Genomic DNA, 15,991 nt, shown 5'->3' with positions numbered 1-15,991 from the left:
TGAGCGTCCATCGATAGCCTGCAACGTCATCGCGAATAGGCACACAACCCAGCCCAGGCCCATGGCGCGGAACTGCACATAGTCATGCCCGGCTTTCCAGGAACCCCTACTACCTCTGGGCGCGCGCGCCAGTAGCGCTCTCGCGCACGGCGGAGAGCCTCCGCCGCAGGGTAACCCTCCAAGAGCGTGGCTACCAGCTCTGCCACGATGACGCCGGTACATCGATCACTCGCTGGTATCGCGAACAGCCCCGCCACCACGGACGCCGCCCCGGACAGCAGGCTCACGGTTGCGAGGTTCAGCGGCTCTCCCGTCCGCGGTCCCATGTATCGTCCCGCGAAACAGGCCTCCAGCACCAGCACACTATTCGACAGCGGCTGCGCAAGCAGATCGATAGCGTCGAGGACCCGCTCTCCGGAAGCGGCAACCAAAGAGCCCTCAGCACGCAGCGCCGACTCCCCATGGCAAGCGGCAATGATCAGCTGACCGGGCCCTAGCTCTGCGCGGAAGTCCTCGGCATCCTGATACACATTCGCCAGCACCTGCCGCTCGCTGCTCCACTCCAGGCCCGGATCGAAATAGGCCACCGTCTCGCCAAGCTGCTCCACAAGCCTGGTCGCCGTGGGCACAACAATCCTGGTGATCGCTGCTCTCACGCCGATAGGTTGATCATCCAGGAGCAGTGCTTCGATCGGGACATGCGTCAAGACAGGCGGCAGAAGCACGGAGATCGACCGCGGCCCCGAACCGACCAACCAGGTCTGGACGGGCCGTGGCACCAGCACACCCGCAAGACGGGACTGCCATTCGAGTAGCTCGGGTCTCCACAAGATGTCCGTCCGGGCCGCGTCGAATGCATGACTGAGTGCATTGATCTGCGAAACGTCCTCGCTATCCAGTCCGACGAGCTGGACCTCAGGCTCGCTCCCCGGAAGCTTCCAGACCACAGGCAGCGCGTGGTTCCTTGTTGGTGACGCGACAGCGAGGATCGCGTCACGAGGATGGGCTGCAGCGAAGTCGTTGAACCCACACCAAGCAGGTCCCTCCTCAAGATCGACGGAGGCGATGCTGGATCCAAGTCGCTGCAGGAGATGCGTCCTTGGGAACGCCAAGTCGTCGGAGCAACGCGAGATCCCCTGGATGCGTGCGATGAAGTCTCTGGTCGCTGCGCTGACTTGCTGATCGCTGACGGCGCGACGCAGGCCAAGCGGGGCCTCATCAAGAACAAGGTCGGCGAATACGTCGCGCCCCGCATCCCCCAAACGCTGCGAAGCTGTTAGTAGGTTGGTCGTGACATCACGAAGGGCGAAATCGTGATCTCCGCGGCGACCCGGGTCCAGTACCTGAGCGCGTGCAGTGCGCAACACCCGCTGGCTCTCGCGCAGAACCACAACGGCGTCATCAACTCGACCCTCGCCCGCGTGAAGCCCGGCAATGTGCGAAAGAGCGTAGGCTTCGCCGTCTTGAATACCCATCTTCTTGTAAAGGCCTGCCGCCTTCATCCCAGCAGCGAGCCGCGCATCCAGAGTCCCCCCGATCTCCGCGAGAAGCAGCTGGAGCCCTGCTTCGGCGAGAGGATTATCTGAGTCTTGCGTCAGCGCTTCGGCTTCCCCAAACGCCTCCCGGCTCCCCTTGATGTCCCCGACAAGCTGGCGGATCTTGGCAGCGGTTCGCAGTGTGCCGGCCAGACCGATTACCCCGGGCCCGTCGCGAAAGCACCCCAATGCCTCCTCAACGTCTTCGACCGCCCCTTGCTTGTCGCCCTCGGTGAGGCGCACCAGGCAACGATCTCGAAGTACGTAGCCGAGACCAGTTCGGTTGCCGATCTGGCGGTAGAGTCCGGCGGCCCGGTCCAATCGGGTCCGACCTTGTGCATTGCGTCCGAGGATCAAGGCATTGCTCGCCAGGGCGCGTTCGATATTCGCCTGGCCAAGTTGATCACCGTATTCAGCGTAGATGACGGCTGCTTCTTGGTACGCATCGTCGGAGACGGCATAGTGGCCCAGCCATGCCTCAAGATGTCCGAGTTCCAGCAGATAGTTGGCGCGGGCATGCGGTAAGACGTTTCCTGCCAGCGCGTGACCGATTGCCTCGAGGGCGTCGACCGGCCGGCCCCGATACCTGCATATCACCGCGAGTTGCTTCCATCCTCGACGCTCAGCCCGCCCATCGCCCGACTGTTGAGCGAGCTCGATTGCGAGTCTGGCGATAGGTTCTGGGTCCTCGCTTCCGCCGCCGTCCGCATATGCCTCTGCAAGAGAGACCAAGACCCACGCTCGACCGGCATCGTCTCCGGCGCGCGCGAAGATCCTCTCCGCATCCTGCAGATGGCCCACAGCCTCACGCGCAAGCCCGAATTGATTCAGCGCCATGCCAGACTCAAGATGCAGATGCGCGGCGACGGACGACGCGTCCCCATCAATTGACCTCAGCGCAATGCTGGCGGCCTCCAGCACGGCGGTAAGTCTGTCGAGGAATCGGAAAGCCTTGGCTCGCAGGGCTAGCACCCAGGCGTACGCATCGCTTCGGGTCCAAGAAGCACACACTCGGAGAAGCTCTTCGGTGTCATTGATGACTTTTTGAGGTTCGGTTTCACAGATCTCGTCCAGCCGGATCAATGCCATCTGAACCGCGCCAAGCTCGGCGGGCGTGGGCGCGGAATCACTGGACGCGGACATGGATGATGCTGCCGGTTTCATCGGTCAGACCTTGGAACAACACACCGTTGGCCGTTCCGTTCAGGGCCCACCCGTGCCCAGAAACCAGCCTCACTTCGAGGAACACGATGTCGACATACCCGCAGGAACGAAGGTAGAGGTTGATCGCTCGAGTGACGGATTCTGCCGTGGCCGACGCAGATGACTTTCGCCAGCCTCGCCGGATCAGCGTGGCCATGATCAACTTGAGCACATCGAACGTCACCCCGGCCGCCACGACATCGACCAACCAGGTGGCGACCTCCACGGGAAGGCCGAGAACTCCATCCGCATTCTGGGGGGCGTCGACCACATCTGCAGGTGCCTCAATGTCCGCGAAGATGACAGCCGATCCATCCGGCATGCCAGCGATCTCCATGGACTCAGAGTACGCGTCAGCGGCGGAGAGCGCCTCATTCCTGCTAGTTGACTGGGCTAACGTCCCCCGCCAACCCAACAACCAGCCCGCTGACCAACGTCACCGGCCAGAATTCATACAGATGATCCACGGACGAGTGCACAGCCAAACACGTCCACGCAGGGTCAAGTCCAGTGGAGTGGTGTAGCGGTTCCTTCGTCTAGGCGGTGAGGGCGAGGGGTTCGGTCACCTCCTCAACGGCGTTGGTGATGGTGCTGAGTCGGCATCGTGCGAGGACGTCGAGGCCGAGGTAGCGGCGCCCTTCTGCCCACTCATCGGTCTGCTCGGCCAAGACAGCGCCGACGAGGCGGATGATCGCTTCCCGGTTGGGGAAGATCCCGACCGCGTCGGTGCGGCGGCGGATCTCACGGTTCAGGCGTTCGGCGGGGTTGTTCGACCAGATCTGGGTCCACACGTCCTTGGGGAAGCCGGTGAACGCGAGCACGTCTGCCCGGGCGGCTTCGAGGTGCTCTGCAACCTCGGGTAGCTTCTCGGCGGTGTAGTCGAGCAGACGGTCGAACTGCGCCTGGACCGACTTTTTGTCGGGTTGGTCATAGACCGAATGGAGCATCGCTTTGACCGCGGGCCACATGCTCTTCGGGGTCACGGACATCAGGTTCGCGGCGTAGTGGGTTCGGCAGCGCTGCCAGGACGCGCCAGGCAGGTTCGCCGCGATCGCCTCCACCAGCCCGGCGTGGGCATCGCTGGTGACCAGTCGGACCCCCGCAAGGCCGCGGGCCACCAGATCGGCGAAGAACGTGTTCCACGCCGGTTTGGTCTCGGAGGTGACGACCTGCAGGCCCAGGACCTCGCGGTGTCCGTCGCCGTTGACGCCGGTGGCGACGAGGACCACGGCGTTGATCACGCGTCCGCCTTCGCGGACCTTCATCGTCAACGCGTCAGCTGCAACAAACGTGAACGGCCCGGCCTCGCCCAGGGGGCGGTGCCGGAACTGCGCTACGTGTTCGTCGAGGTCGGCGGCCATGCGTGAGACCTGTGACTTCGACAGGCCGTCGATGCCCAGGGTCTTGACGAGTTTGTCCATCCGACGAGTACTGACGCCGGCGAGGTAGCAGTCAGCGATCACCGTGATCAGGGCCGCTTCGGCTCGTTTGCGGCGCTCCAGCAGCCACTCGGGAAAGTAGCTGCCGGAGCGCAGCTTCGGGACGGCCACGTCGATGGTGCCGACGCGGGTGTCCAGCGGGCGGTGGCGGTAGCCGTTGCGCTGCGCGACCCGCTCGGTTGAGGGCTGTCCCCATTCGGCGCCGCACACGGCGTCGGCATCGGCCGAGAGGAGGGCGTTGATCATGTTCTGCAGCAGCTGGCGCATCATGTCCGGAGAGGCTTCGGTCAGCAGGTTGCCCAGCACGCGGGCGGGGTCGACAATGTGAGGAGCGGTCATCGTGGTTGATTTCCTTTGAGAGAGCTTTGGTAGGTGAACTCGAAGGATCCCACGGTGACCGCCCTGCCGTCATCGACGGCCACGGCCACTGTGGGGGCTACACCACTCTAGGGGGCTCTACTGAGCGGGCTTGACCGTCGTCCTTGGGGTGGATCATCGTCCTTGGGGGCGGGATGGCTCCGCAGGCTCGATCGCACAGCCCAAGATATTCAGTGCAGAGACTCGCGTGACAGCCAAGGTTTCCGGGCGGTCTCACGGGCTCGACCGTTCCGCCCAGGTATCTAGCTTGTTACAACCTCTTGAAGTCCATGGGACAAGGACTCTCGCGGATCGGCGCCGCCCTAGCGTGGACGGCGTAACCGGTGGAAGCGCGGCCACGCCGTCCAACACACCCGAGGATCGGTCAGCAGATCAGAGCAGGCAGATGCACCACTGCAACGCTCCGGATCGCTGACGCCAGGAAAGGGACCTTGAATGCTCACCGCCACACGCATCGAACTCCGCGGCGTCACCCAGCACAGCGACTACCCGGACGGGGTCATGGCCGAGTGCAAGCTCGACAAGCTGAATGTCGTGCCCACCAGCTGCGGGGATCTCATCCCGCACTACACCGAGCCGGACGTCCGAACCAAGGACGCCAAGTCGATGTCCTTCTACCCCTCCGGAGCGATCCGCGTCATCAATCTGGAGAGCCAGACCCTCATTCCCACCCCCCTCGGCGCCATCCCCGCCGAGCTGGTCACCTTCTACGAGGACGGTCAGCTGGACGGAGTCTTCCCGCTGAACGGACACATTGGTTTCGGATGGACCGAGGCCGAAGAGCTGAAGCTGGCCAGGCCCTTCACGTTCTCGTTCTCGTTCGGCCAAGTCACCGCCAAGATCATCAACGTGCGCTTCTACCCCACCGGCGAGGTCAAGAGCCTCACCCTGTGGTCGGGCGAGACCGTCAAGCTCACGACCCCGGCCGGCATCTTCCCGGCGCGCGCGGGTCTGCGGCTGCATCGCAGCGGCGCGCTGGCTTCGTTCGAACCGGCCATGCCGATCGCGATCCGGACGCCCATCGGCTTCGTCCAGGCCTATGACGTGGACGCCCTCACCATGGCCGGCGACCAGAACTCCGTCCGCTTCGACGAGGCCGGCCGGCTGACCCACGTGGCCACCTCGGGCGACATCATCATCGCGAGCGAATCGTCCGATACGCACCGCATCTCCTCACGAACTTGCCTCGCCCTCGCCAGGGACATCCCCGTCAAGCTGGCGATCGAGATCTTCTTCGACGGTGACCAGGTGACCATCGACAGTGGTGAGGTGTGCCAGACCTTCTCGCTGACCGACACCCGCTTCGTCGCGCTGCCGGACATCGACACCGTCAGCCTCGGTGCCTGCGACTTGGGCTGCGACTCTTGCTCCCTGGGGTGCGCCTGAGGGTGCATGAAAGCCGGTCACCGGGTGATCCGGTTTGCCTCGGTGCGTGTGACTTTGGCTGCGACTCCTGCTCCCTGGGATGCGCCTGAGAGTCGGTCACCGGGCATTTCTGGTGCGCCTCGGTGCCTACGACTCCTGCTCCCTGGGGTGCGCCTGAGGGGGCCTTGCGAGTTGGTGACCGGGTCTTCCAGTGAGCCTCGGGACGGTCGATCAGGTGCGTCTGGAGGTTCCGGCGAATCGGTCGCCGGGACGAGGGTCGCCGCGCGGTGCCTACTCTGGAAGCAGGACCACGTACCGGGAGCATGCCATGACCAAGCCTAGGAATTGGACGCCCAGACGACGCGCCGCGTGGGCGCTGGGCACGGCTGCGTTGGTTGGAGGTACAGTCGCCGCCATCATTGCGCGGAAGCGGGCCGCCGAGACCCCGCCGCACCGTGTGGGCGTCGCGGCCAACGGCATGGGTTACGAGGTGCTCGGCGACGGCGCGCGGACGATTTTGTTCATCCCCGGCGGGCCGGGTAGTGAGATATCCACCGGGTTGATGGGCAAGCTGCGGTCGATGATGTTCGCGCCCTACGTGGATGCCGGATACACCGTATGGAATGTGATCCGACGACGCCATATGCCGGTCGGCCACACCGTCGCAGAGATGGCCGACGACTATGCGCAGTTCGTCCGCGACGAACTGGGTGGGCACGTGGATCTCGTGATCGGCGAGTCCTACGGCGGGATGATCGCGCTGTATCTGGCCGCCAATCACCCCTCCCTGACCGACCGACTAGTGCTGGCTGTCGCGGCTGGGACGATCACTGGATGGGGTGTCGAAGTGGATCTCGACATGGCGCGGGCGCAGGCGGAGGGTCGTTACGACGATGCCGGCGCGGCCTTCCTTGAGTACATCACGCCCGGCGACGAGATGGCCAACCTCCGCCGACGACTCGGCCCACTGGTCGGACGCTTCCTCGCGCACCCCGAGACTCCGCCCGGGGATTTGATCGTAGAGGCCGAGGCAGAGGTCACGTTCGATGCCCGCCCCGAGCTGGGCAAGATCACGGCGTCGGTGCTGATGCTGTGCGGCGATCAGGATCGCTTCTTCTCGCCGGACGACGTCGCCGAGACTGCCGGGCTGATCCCGAATTGCACGCTGATCTGGTACGAGGGCATGGGACACATGCGTGCCGCGAGCAGTGGCCGGATCCCACGCGATGTCCTCGCTTGGACCGAACAGCTGGACGCCGCCGCGGCGTGATGGCCCTGCGCTAGGCAAGGGCCAGGGACGTTACTGCCCGGCGCTGTGGTCGGCTAGGAAGCGGCTTCGGCGGCGAACCGCTTCGCGCTGCGTTCCCGCGCCTTTGCCGCCTCGACCTCGCGGTTCTTCGCTGGCGCGGCGGTGACCAAGTCGTCCAGCAGGTGCTGGGTGGTGTGAGCGATCTCCGCGACGGCCCGGTCGAACGCCTCCTGGTTGCGCGCGGACGGCTTGTTCATTCCACTCACCTTGCGCACGAACTGGAGGGCTGCGTCGTATACCTCGTCGGACGTGGCGTGCGGCTCGAAGTTGTACAAGGGTCGAATGTTTCGGCACATGTCGCCAGGATTGCACGGCCGGCCCCTTGATCCAAGGACGCATTCCGCGGCCTCGACTTGCGCGAACCGAGAAGCCGCCTCGTTGTGCCGTCTCCGACCCCGAAATCCGCCTCCAGACCCCGGCTGCGGCAGGAAATCCCCCGCACCCGCTGATCTTGGGTCGGGTTATCCGCGGGGCCTGCAGACAACCAGACCCAAGTCGGGCACAACGCGACGGCGCGGAGGTCGCGCTGTGCCCTCTGCCGGTGGCCGCACCCTCCGCGGGCGGCTGTGCCCTCCGCGGGTTGGGAGCCCGCTGCGCAACAGCGCGGGCTTCTTGCGCCCCAAATCTGAAGATGCGCCCGATATATCGGGCGCATCTTCAGATTTCCGGCGCGGGAACTGCCCCGACCTCGGGCGAGGGACTGGCGGGGGCCGGACGATCGGCCGACTGCGGCGTCCACGTAGACTGCCCTCAATGCCCACCCGGTCAGGAAGGTCGAGATTCATGACGGACGAGCCGCTGTCCAGCCCCGGTGAAGGCACCGGGTCCTCCGCGCCGGAGACACCGTACGTGCCGAAGTACGAGAAGCGCCGCAACCGTTGGCTGCTGGTGACGGTGGTCGCAGTGCTGGGCGCGCTGTTGCTGGGCGCCGCCGGAATCGCCATCTACTACGGAGTGTCGGCCCTCAACGCCCTCAACGAGGTGCAGCGCGACCCGGGCCTGATGCCCACGGGTCAGCGTCCATCTGCCGTTGAGCCCGAAGACCAATCCAAAGCCCCCCTCAATATTCTCCTGATGGGTTCGGATACCCGCGGTGACGAGCGCGGACGCTCGGACGTGCTGCAGCTGCTGCACATCTCCGGGGACCGCAAGAACGTCTACCTGATGAGCATTCCGCGCGACTCCTATGTCTCGGTGCCGGGTTACGGGATGGCCAAGGTGAACGCCGCCTATTCGTGGGGTGGGGTGCCGCTGGCCATCGAGACCGTGGAGGGCATGCTCAACGTCCCCATCGACCACACCGCGATCATCGACTTCGATGGCTTCGTCAACGTCATCGATGCGGTCGGCGGAGTGACGGTCTTCAACAAGGAAGAGTCCAGCAACGGCGGGTACAACTTCCCCGTCGGCAACGTCACACTGACCGGCGATTCGGCGCTGGCCTACGTGCGCGAGCGCTACGACCTGTCCGGGGGAGATTTCAGCCGCGCCGAGCGGCAGCGCGACGTCATCAAGGCAGTGCTCATGAAGCTGGCATCCCGCGGCGTGCTGAGCGACCCGGGCGCCTTCCGTGAAGCGGTCGGCACCCTCGGCTCCAACTTCACCGTCGATTCCGGACTGACGAACAATGAGATCGTCGATCTGGGCTGGCAGCTGCGCAGCTTCCGGCCGGACGACATCAAGTCGTTCCAGCTGCCCACCGCCGGTTTCGACACCACAGCGGACGGCCAGTCGATCGTCCTGGTCGATCAGACCAAGCTGGGCGAACTGCAGCAGGCCCTGCGCGCCGACGATCTGGAGACGTTCTATACGTCCCTGTGAGGGGTAGGACTCAGTTGTGAGCCGCCTCGGCAAGACGCCGTGAGCCAGCTCAGCGCGTGGACCACGGGCACCATCAGACTCCCCGCGCTCGAGCCGCTGAACTCGGCGGCGGCTGGCGGGCACCATCGCAGCCGGCTCGCGTCGTCCAGTAGTCTGCTGAACAGGCAGCCCCTCCCGGCGCATTCGGCGCCGAGTGAGCCGAAGGAGTCAGTGTGAAGATCGTTGTCGTCGGTACCGGCTATGTCGGCCTGTCGAACGCTGTGATTCTGGCGCAGCACCACGATGTGGTCGCCGTCGATATCAACGCCTCGAAGGTCCAACTGATCAATGCCCGCAAGTCGCCGATCGAGGACGCGGAGCTTGAGGACTATCTCGCGAATGTCCCCCTGTCACTCGAGGCGACGACCGATGCACCCTCGGCCTACCAGGACGCCCAGTTCGTCGTAGTGGCCACCCCCACCGACTACGACCCGGTCGCGAACTTCTTCAACACCTGCTCGGTCGAGTCCACCATCGCCGACGCGCTGGTGGTCAACCCCGCGGCGACCATCGTCATCAAGTCGACGGTACCGGTCGGATTCACCGAACGGATGCGGGCCCGGCACCCGAAGGGGTCGATCATCTTCTCGCCGGAGTTCCTGCGCGAGGGGCGCGCGCTGTACGACAACCTGCACCCGTCACGGATCGTGGTCGGCGACCGCGGCGAGGCCGGCCGGCTGTTCGCCGATCTGCTGCTCGAAGGCACGGTCGAACACAACGCACCAGTGCTGCTGACCGACGCGACCGAGGCCGAGGCGATCAAGCTGTTCTCCAACACCTATCTGGCGCTGCGGGTGGCGTACTTCAACGAGCTCGACACCTACGCGGCCACCCGCGGGCTGAACACCGGGCAGATCATCGAGGGCGTCGGGCTCGATCCCCGGATCGGCTCCCACTACAACAATCCCTCATTCGGCTACGGCGGATACTGCCTGCCGAAAGACACCAAACAGCTGCTGGCGAACTATTCCGAGGTGCCGCAGAACCTCATCGCCGCGGTCGTGGACGCCAACCGGACGCGCAAGGACTTCATCGCCGACGACATCTTGCGCCGCAGCCCCCACGTGGTGGGCATCTACCGGCTGACGATGAAGGCCGGCTCCGACAACTTCCGCGCGTCCTCGGTGCAGGGCGTGATGAAACGCATCAAGGCCAAGGGCGTCCCGGTGATTGTGTACGAGCCGTATCTCCATGACAACGAGTTTTACCGCTCCGAGGTCGTGCGCGATCTGGACGAGTTCAAGCGCCGCTCGGACGTGATCGTGTCCAACCGCGTCGTCGACGAGCTCCGCGATGTGGAGGACAAGGTCTACACCCGAGACATCTACCGTCGTGACTGATGTGCTGGTGTGGCTGTCGGACGAGGCCGCTGGGCCGAGCCCCCATGGGGCGCTTGCCGCTGGCAACTTCCCTTGCCATCCGGCACCCGAGGACTACACCGCTGGGAACATCGGCGGTGGCTTGATTCACCTTCAATGACAACGAAAGCAGGTACCCGGTGACCCGCATCGCGTTTGTGCGACATGGCCAGACCCCGTGGAATGCGACCGACCGGTTTCAGGGGTCGTCCGACATCGCCCTCAACGACTTCGGGCGCGCCCAGGCCGGACGAGCAGCCTCGTGGTTTCTCGACAACCTGCCGGACGCGCAGTGGGATTTCGTGCGCCATTCGCCCTTGTCAAGGGCTGCAGAGACCGCCGCGATCATCGCCGACACGCTGTCGGTTGACAAGCGGATACCGCTGCCCAGCCTGACCGAGCGGGACTGGGCGGCAGCAGAGGGCCTGACGTTCGAGCAATGCCTCGAGCTGTGGCCGAAGATGGCCGAAGTCGACGAATTCGCCGCCCGCGAGCTGATCCCCGGCGCCGAGCCGAAGTCCCTGGTGGTCGAGCGCGGACGCTACTGTGTCTCGACACTCGTCGACCAGTTCCCGGAGGCGCAGGTGATCGCCGCGACCCACGGCACCTTGATGCGGCTGACCCTGACCGACTTCTTCGGCGCGCAAATGGGGTTCGTTCCCAACACCGGCATCGTCGTCATGGATGCCCAGCGCGTGGATGGGGATCTGAGCGTCAATCTGGTGGCGAAAAGCTGGGCCTGAACGGGCGGCATTCTTGTCAATCGCCTAGCCACCCCGACCTTGGGTAGGTTTATCCGCAGGGGTTGCGGATAACCCTACCCAAGATCCTGCCGGGGACCGACCGGCCGGCTCAGAACGGCGATCAGCGTCCGAAGCGATCAGGCGCGGCGCGCCCAGGTGGCGTCCGTGGTGGTCGTCCGGATGCTCAGCAGCTTGTCGGTCGCGCACATGTACAGCGTCTGGCCGTCCGCGCCGCCCCAGCACAGGTTGGCGACACGCACCGGCGTGAAGATGCGCCCGATCTCGGTGCCATCGGGTTCGAAGATGCGCACACCGTCGCCTGCCGACGACCAGATGCGGCCGTCACGGTCGACCTTGATGCCGTCGGGTACCTCGTTGTCGATCTCGATGATCGTGCGTCCCCACTTGGCCAAGCGTCCGTCGATGACGTCGTAGGCGCGGATATGTCGTCCCGGGCCATCTTCGCCTCCCGAATTCGACGAATCGCAGACGTACAGCACCGACTCGTCCGGCGAGAATGCCAGCCCATTCGGGGCGATGACATCGGTCACGACCGGCCAGATCTGCCCGGTCAACTCATCGAAGCGGAAGATCCAGCGGTCGCCGTATTCGCGCACGCCGGGATGTCCCTCGCCAGCCAATTCGATGCCATAGGCCGGATCGGAAAACCAGATCGCGCCATCGCTGGCGACCACGACATCGTTGGGAGAGTTCAGCGAGACACCGGCGAAATGGTCCACGAGAACAGTGACCTCGCCTGTGCTCGCGCTGCGGCGCTGCACGGCGCGGCGTCCATGGCTGCATTCGATAATGTCGCCGTTGCCGTCGATCGCGCGCCCATTGGTGAACTCGACATTGTTCGCGAAAACAGACATAGTCTGCTTGGGCTCCGACCACGCCATGATCGCATTGTTGCGGATATCACTGAATATGCAGGACTGACGATCTGCCAGCCACAAGGGTCCCTCGGTCCAGCTCATTCCTTCGCCAAGAGTCTTGAACTCGACTCCCGGCTCGATCAGCTCAGAGAACTTCGTCATCAGCAGTGGCTTCCTTCCAATTGCCGTCCTCAGGAACAGTTTCACGAATGCCCGCCAGCGGAATCAGTCCGATGAGGCAGATGATAGCCAACATGATGTAGTGGGCAGTGAAGCCGAAGTGATCGATAACAAAGCCTTGCACCGCGGCCGCGAAGACACCGGACACGCCCAGCGCCAGGCCGATCATCAGGCCCATGGCCGTACCGGCCGAACGCGGTAGTGAATCGATCAGCAGCGCGTACACCACCGGGAACGGAGCATTGCGCACCAGACCCCACAGGATCAGCACGATCCATGCCATCGTCAGCGAGCTCAGCGGGATGAAGCACAGCACCATGATGGCCCAGCCGATAACCAGGAAGCGCAGCGCGAACTTTCGGCCGGTGTGGTCGGAGGCCCAACCCCACCCGACCTGGCCGATCCAGCCGGTCAGGCCGGAAGCGCCGGAGACCAGTGCGGCCTCGGTCAACGAGATACCGTGCTGGGTCAACTGCGTAGTCAGGAACGTAACGGCACCGGTCTCGGCCCAAAGGAAGAGGAAGATCAGCGCCATGCACAGCAGGGCGTTGCGACTCTTCAGCACCTGCTTGACGGGCTCGATCAGGTTGCCGGGCGATTTCACCGACAGCTCGTGGGTCGGCCGGGTCATGCCGTGGTCGTCGATCCAGTCGTAGACCTTCTGTTGGTGCTTCTTGGTGCCGATGATCGCTTGGGCGATCATGATCGGAATGCCGATCAGCGGGATCACGAGGAAGGCCTCGCGCCATCCGCTCACACCGAGAACCAGCGCGATCAGGGCGCCGGTGGCGAACTGGCCGAGCGGGAATCCGGTGTGGTGGACGCCGACGGCGAAGCCGCGGTGCTCGCGGGGCCACCATTCGCCGACCAGGGCGACGTTGACGGGCTCAGAACCGCCGCGGCTGATGCCCATCGGAATGCGCAGCAGCAGGAAGGACAAGAACACGCCGGAGAATCCGTAGGTCAGGGCACCGCCGATCGTGCCCAGGGCCATCGCGATGATCCAGGTCCAGGTGCGCCGGTAGCCCGATCCGATGCGGTCGGCGATCCAGCCGAAGAAGATGGCGCCGACAATGGTGCCACCAAAGAAGACGGAGTTGATCAGGCCGGCTTCGGCGTTTGTGAGTCCGAACTCGTCGATGATCGCGGGGAGCACCGCGGGAAGAATGCCCCCGTCGATGGCCGTCATGAGAATGGCAAGAGTGGTAATGAGAAGAATCCACCAGCTAGTCGCAGGGGCATGCGGCAGCATTGAGCGCTTGGCGGGTTGTTCGTCTGGCTGGCGGAATTGGTCGTCCAACGATGTGGTTTGGCCGCTCAAAGGAGTCACCTCCGGGTCGTGGCCCGGCGGCGTCGTCGGGCCGATCCTATGCGATCTCTGATGTATCTGATCGCATATTCGAGGAGGCTAGACCTCTCCGCGCGGCGCGGTCAAGAGGTCATCCGCGTGTCAGTCAGGGCGATATCTTGCGGATGCTCGGTCAGCAGAAGCCAGCCCACGCATTCGCGGGTCGGGTTATCCGCGGGGGGTGCGGATAACCAGACCCACCTGCGGCAGTAGGACTCAGTAGGCGCCGATGACGACCTGATCCAGTGGGAGGCGTCCGCGATCGGCGGAGTCGCGCTGCTGAATCTCGGCAGGCACCGCGTCCGAGTTGTCGTAGGCGCCGAGCGCCATCACGGTGAGCGGGTTCACGCCCTCGGGCAGCTGGAATGCGGCACGAATCGCAGCCACGTCGAAGCCGCCCATCTGATGGGCGCGCAGACCGAGGTATTCGGCCTGAATGGTCGCATTCGCAGCGGCTTGGCCGACGTCGTAGTTGATCCAGCGGGTCATCTTGCCGCCCCGATCGGGTACCGCGGAGAAGACGATCAGCGCAGATGCGCTGCCGGCCCAGATCTTGTTGAAGCCAGCCAACGCGGAGGCGATCGCGTCGAATTCGGGGGTGCCACGGCGGGCAGCGATGAACGCCCAGGGTTGGGTATTGCCGGCCGAGGGGGCCCAGCGGGCGGCCTCAATGATGCTCAGCAACTCGTCCTGGCTGATCTCGTGGGTCTTGTCGAAGCCCCGCGGGCTCCAGCGATCGGCCAGCACCGGCGCAATGGGCGTACCGGTGACGTTGCGGAACTGAGTCCCTGCCGTCTGAGTCATGGATGTCCTTTCAACTGTCCTGCGTGATGGACAACCGGAGCCACGTGGCGACTATTCCGGCGGGCGGCAACTCACAGGCAAGATGGTTGCATGGATCTGATCGTCGGAGATGACGGACGCGCGCGACCGAGCTGGGCGGTATCCAGCCCGATGTACCTGGAGTACTACGACACCGAATGGGGCGTACCGGTGCGCGACGAGCGCGGACTGTTCGAGCGACTCAGCCTGGAGGTCTTCCAGTGCGGGCTGAGTTGGTCGACCATCTTGAACAAGCGCGAGCGCTTCCGCGAGGTCTTCCACGATTTCGTGCCGGATACGGTCGCCGCGTTCTCGGAGGCCGATGTAGAGCGGCTGATGGGTGATGCGGGGATCGTCCGCAATCGCCGCAAGATCGAAGCCACCATCAGCAACGCGCAAGCGACCATCGCGCTGCGAGACGACGGCGGCCTGCCACTACTGATCTGGTCTCACTTGCCGGAGGTCACCCCGGCGCCGGCCACGATGGCCGACATCCAGGCCGTCTCCGCGGAGTCAGTCGCGCTCAGTAAGGCGCTCAAGAAACGCGGTTTCCGCTTCGTTGGACCCACCACGATGTACGCGCTGATGCAAGCCATCGGCATGGTGGACGACCACCCGGTCGGCTCCTGGCGACGCGGATCATCCGGAGTCTTCGGACCCGACGGGCGGGCGCTGCCCCAAGACCAGCCCGCCGACTGACACAAGCCATCGGCATGGAGGACGACCACCCCGTCGGCTCCTGGCGACGCGGATCATCCAGGGTCTTCGGACCCGACGGCCGGGCGCTGCCCCAAGACCAGCCCGCCGACTGACACAAGCCATCGGCATGGAGGACGACCACCCGGTCGGCTCCTGGCCCGCGGATCGTCCAGGGTCTTGGGGCCCTACGGCCCAAGACCAGCCCGGCAGAGCCACCACCCGGACACCGGCGATCAGACTGTCACCTTCGCGACGGCCTGATCGATCTGGTCGGGGCTGAGTACCCCAATGCGAGTCTCCTGCACGACTCCGGCGGAATCGAGGAAGAAGTGCGCGGGCACGCCCATCACGCCATATGCGGACGACAAGGTGGTCTGCCCATCCGGCAGCTGCGTGAACGACAGCCCGAGGCGGTCGGCGAACGGCTGTACCGCGGTGGCCGGTTCACCGACGTAGACCGCGATCACCTCGACTTCGCCCCCGGACCGCTCATGGAATCCCTGCACGTCGGGAACCTCCGCGCGGCATCCGGTGCACCAGGTGGCCATGAAGACCAGCCAAACCGGACGGCCCCGCAGGCCATCCAGTGAAACCGAGGCGCCATTCAGATCGGTTGCAGTGAAACCGGGCGCTTGATCTCCCACGACGGGTGCGGCCGCTGCCCCCGGCACATCGACCTTCGACACGGCCACCGGTGCAGCCTCGTCGCCGGGGCGCATAACCAGCCAGCTGCCGATCAGCACGGCAAGTGCGGTAACCGCGAGCACCGTCAGGTTTCCCAGCCGACTGCCCCGTATCCGTGCCCGCCAGTCGGGATCAGGCATAGGAGTGCCAGCCTCCGAAGAATCCCCGATGTGGATCCTCGACGACGCCG

The 15,991-nt window shown here is 64.8% G+C and carries 14 protein-coding genes; 6 read left to right on the top strand and 8 right to left on the bottom strand.

What is annotated here, in order from left to right:
- Positions 1 to 26: 26 nt before the first annotated feature.
- The 3 genes from QUE25_RS09380 to QUE25_RS09370 form a co-directional block, all read right to left on the bottom strand.
- Positions 27 to 2,699 (bottom strand): CHAT domain-containing protein, encoded by a 2,673-nt coding sequence (locus QUE25_RS09380; RefSeq protein WP_286264347.1) that lies wholly within the window; start codon positions 2,697 to 2,699, stop codon positions 27 to 29.
- On the bottom strand, positions 2,662 to 3,075 hold the full coding sequence (locus tag QUE25_RS09375; protein WP_286264344.1) for a hypothetical protein: 414 nt from the start codon (positions 3,073 to 3,075) through the stop codon (positions 2,662 to 2,664). Before QUE25_RS09375 ends, QUE25_RS09380 begins: the two co-directional genes overlap by 38 nt.
- 199 nt (positions 3,076 to 3,274) lie before the next feature.
- On the bottom strand, positions 3,275 to 4,516 hold the full coding sequence (locus tag QUE25_RS09370) for an IS256 family transposase (RefSeq protein ID WP_043537034.1): 1,242 nt from the start codon (positions 4,514 to 4,516) through the stop codon (positions 3,275 to 3,277).
- Positions 4,517 to 4,990: 474 nt separating this feature from the next.
- Between QUE25_RS09370 and QUE25_RS09365 the strand changes: the two genes are divergently transcribed.
- Together QUE25_RS09365 and QUE25_RS09360 are read left to right on the top strand one after the other, a co-directional pair.
- The gene (locus QUE25_RS09365) at positions 4,991 to 5,941 is read left to right on the top strand and encodes a hypothetical protein (RefSeq protein WP_286264339.1); all 951 of its coding nucleotides are present in this window, start codon (positions 4,991 to 4,993) and stop codon (positions 5,939 to 5,941) included.
- A gap of 307 nt (positions 5,942 to 6,248) precedes the next feature.
- Positions 6,249 to 7,190, top strand: a complete 942-nt coding sequence (locus QUE25_RS09360) for an alpha/beta fold hydrolase (RefSeq protein WP_286264337.1) — start codon at positions 6,249 to 6,251, stop codon at positions 7,188 to 7,190.
- 53 nt (positions 7,191 to 7,243) lie between these two features.
- On the opposite strand, the gene QUE25_RS09355 is transcribed toward QUE25_RS09360, so the two are convergent.
- Positions 7,244 to 7,525, bottom strand: coding sequence for a DUF2277 domain-containing protein (locus QUE25_RS09355; RefSeq protein ID WP_286264335.1), 282 nt, complete (start codon positions 7,523 to 7,525; stop codon positions 7,244 to 7,246).
- A gap of 487 nt (positions 7,526 to 8,012) precedes the next feature.
- Between QUE25_RS09355 and QUE25_RS09350 the strand changes: the two genes are divergently transcribed.
- The 3 genes from QUE25_RS09350 (at position 8,013) to QUE25_RS09340 (ending at position 11,190) form a co-directional block, all read left to right on the top strand.
- Positions 8,013 to 9,050, top strand: a complete 1,038-nt coding sequence (locus tag QUE25_RS09350; RefSeq protein WP_286264333.1) for an LCP family protein — start codon at positions 8,013 to 8,015, stop codon at positions 9,048 to 9,050.
- 212 nt (positions 9,051 to 9,262) lie between these two features.
- Complete coding sequence (locus QUE25_RS09345) at positions 9,263 to 10,429, top strand: nucleotide sugar dehydrogenase (protein WP_286264331.1); 1,167 nt, start codon at positions 9,263 to 9,265, stop codon at positions 10,427 to 10,429.
- Between the two features lie 158 nt (positions 10,430 to 10,587).
- Entirely contained in the window at positions 10,588 to 11,190 is a 603-nt protein-coding gene (locus QUE25_RS09340; RefSeq protein WP_286264329.1) for a histidine phosphatase family protein, read from the top strand.
- Positions 11,191 to 11,327: 137 nt separating this feature from the next.
- Here the strand turns inward: QUE25_RS09340 and QUE25_RS09335 are convergent, their stop codons facing one another.
- From QUE25_RS09335 to QUE25_RS09325, 3 genes are all read right to left on the bottom strand, one after another.
- On the bottom strand, positions 11,328 to 12,230 hold the full coding sequence (locus tag QUE25_RS09335; RefSeq protein WP_286264326.1) for an SMP-30/gluconolactonase/LRE family protein: 903 nt from the start codon (positions 12,228 to 12,230) through the stop codon (positions 11,328 to 11,330).
- Positions 12,214 to 13,500 carry an MFS transporter gene (locus QUE25_RS09330; protein ID WP_340312740.1) on the bottom strand — a complete coding sequence of 429 codons (1,287 nt, stop codon included), beginning with the start codon at positions 13,498 to 13,500 and terminating at the stop codon, positions 12,214 to 12,216. Before QUE25_RS09330 ends, QUE25_RS09335 begins: the two co-directional genes overlap by 17 nt.
- Before the next feature lie 312 nt (positions 13,501 to 13,812).
- The gene (locus QUE25_RS09325; RefSeq protein WP_286264323.1) at positions 13,813 to 14,400 is read right to left on the bottom strand and encodes a nitroreductase family protein; all 588 of its coding nucleotides are present in this window, start codon (positions 14,398 to 14,400) and stop codon (positions 13,813 to 13,815) included.
- Positions 14,401 to 14,490: 90 nt separating this feature from the next.
- Here QUE25_RS09325 and QUE25_RS09320 point away from each other — a divergent pair, with 90 nt between their 5' ends.
- Entirely contained in the window at positions 14,491 to 15,117 is a 627-nt protein-coding gene (locus QUE25_RS09320) for a DNA-3-methyladenine glycosylase I (RefSeq protein WP_286264321.1), read from the top strand.
- 233 nt (positions 15,118 to 15,350) lie between these two features.
- Here the strand turns inward: QUE25_RS09320 and QUE25_RS09315 are convergent, their stop codons facing one another.
- Complete coding sequence (locus QUE25_RS09315; RefSeq protein ID WP_286264319.1) at positions 15,351 to 15,941, bottom strand: TlpA family protein disulfide reductase; 591 nt, start codon at positions 15,939 to 15,941, stop codon at positions 15,351 to 15,353.
- Positions 15,942 to 15,991: the final 50 nt, after the last annotated feature.

Source organism: Brooklawnia propionicigenes, from assembly GCF_030297015.1.
Lineage (GTDB): Bacteria > Actinomycetota > Actinomycetes > Propionibacteriales > Propionibacteriaceae > Brooklawnia > Brooklawnia propionicigenes.
Note: the sequence above shows the minus strand (reverse complement) of the source record. Positions and strands in the feature narration are given on the sequence as shown.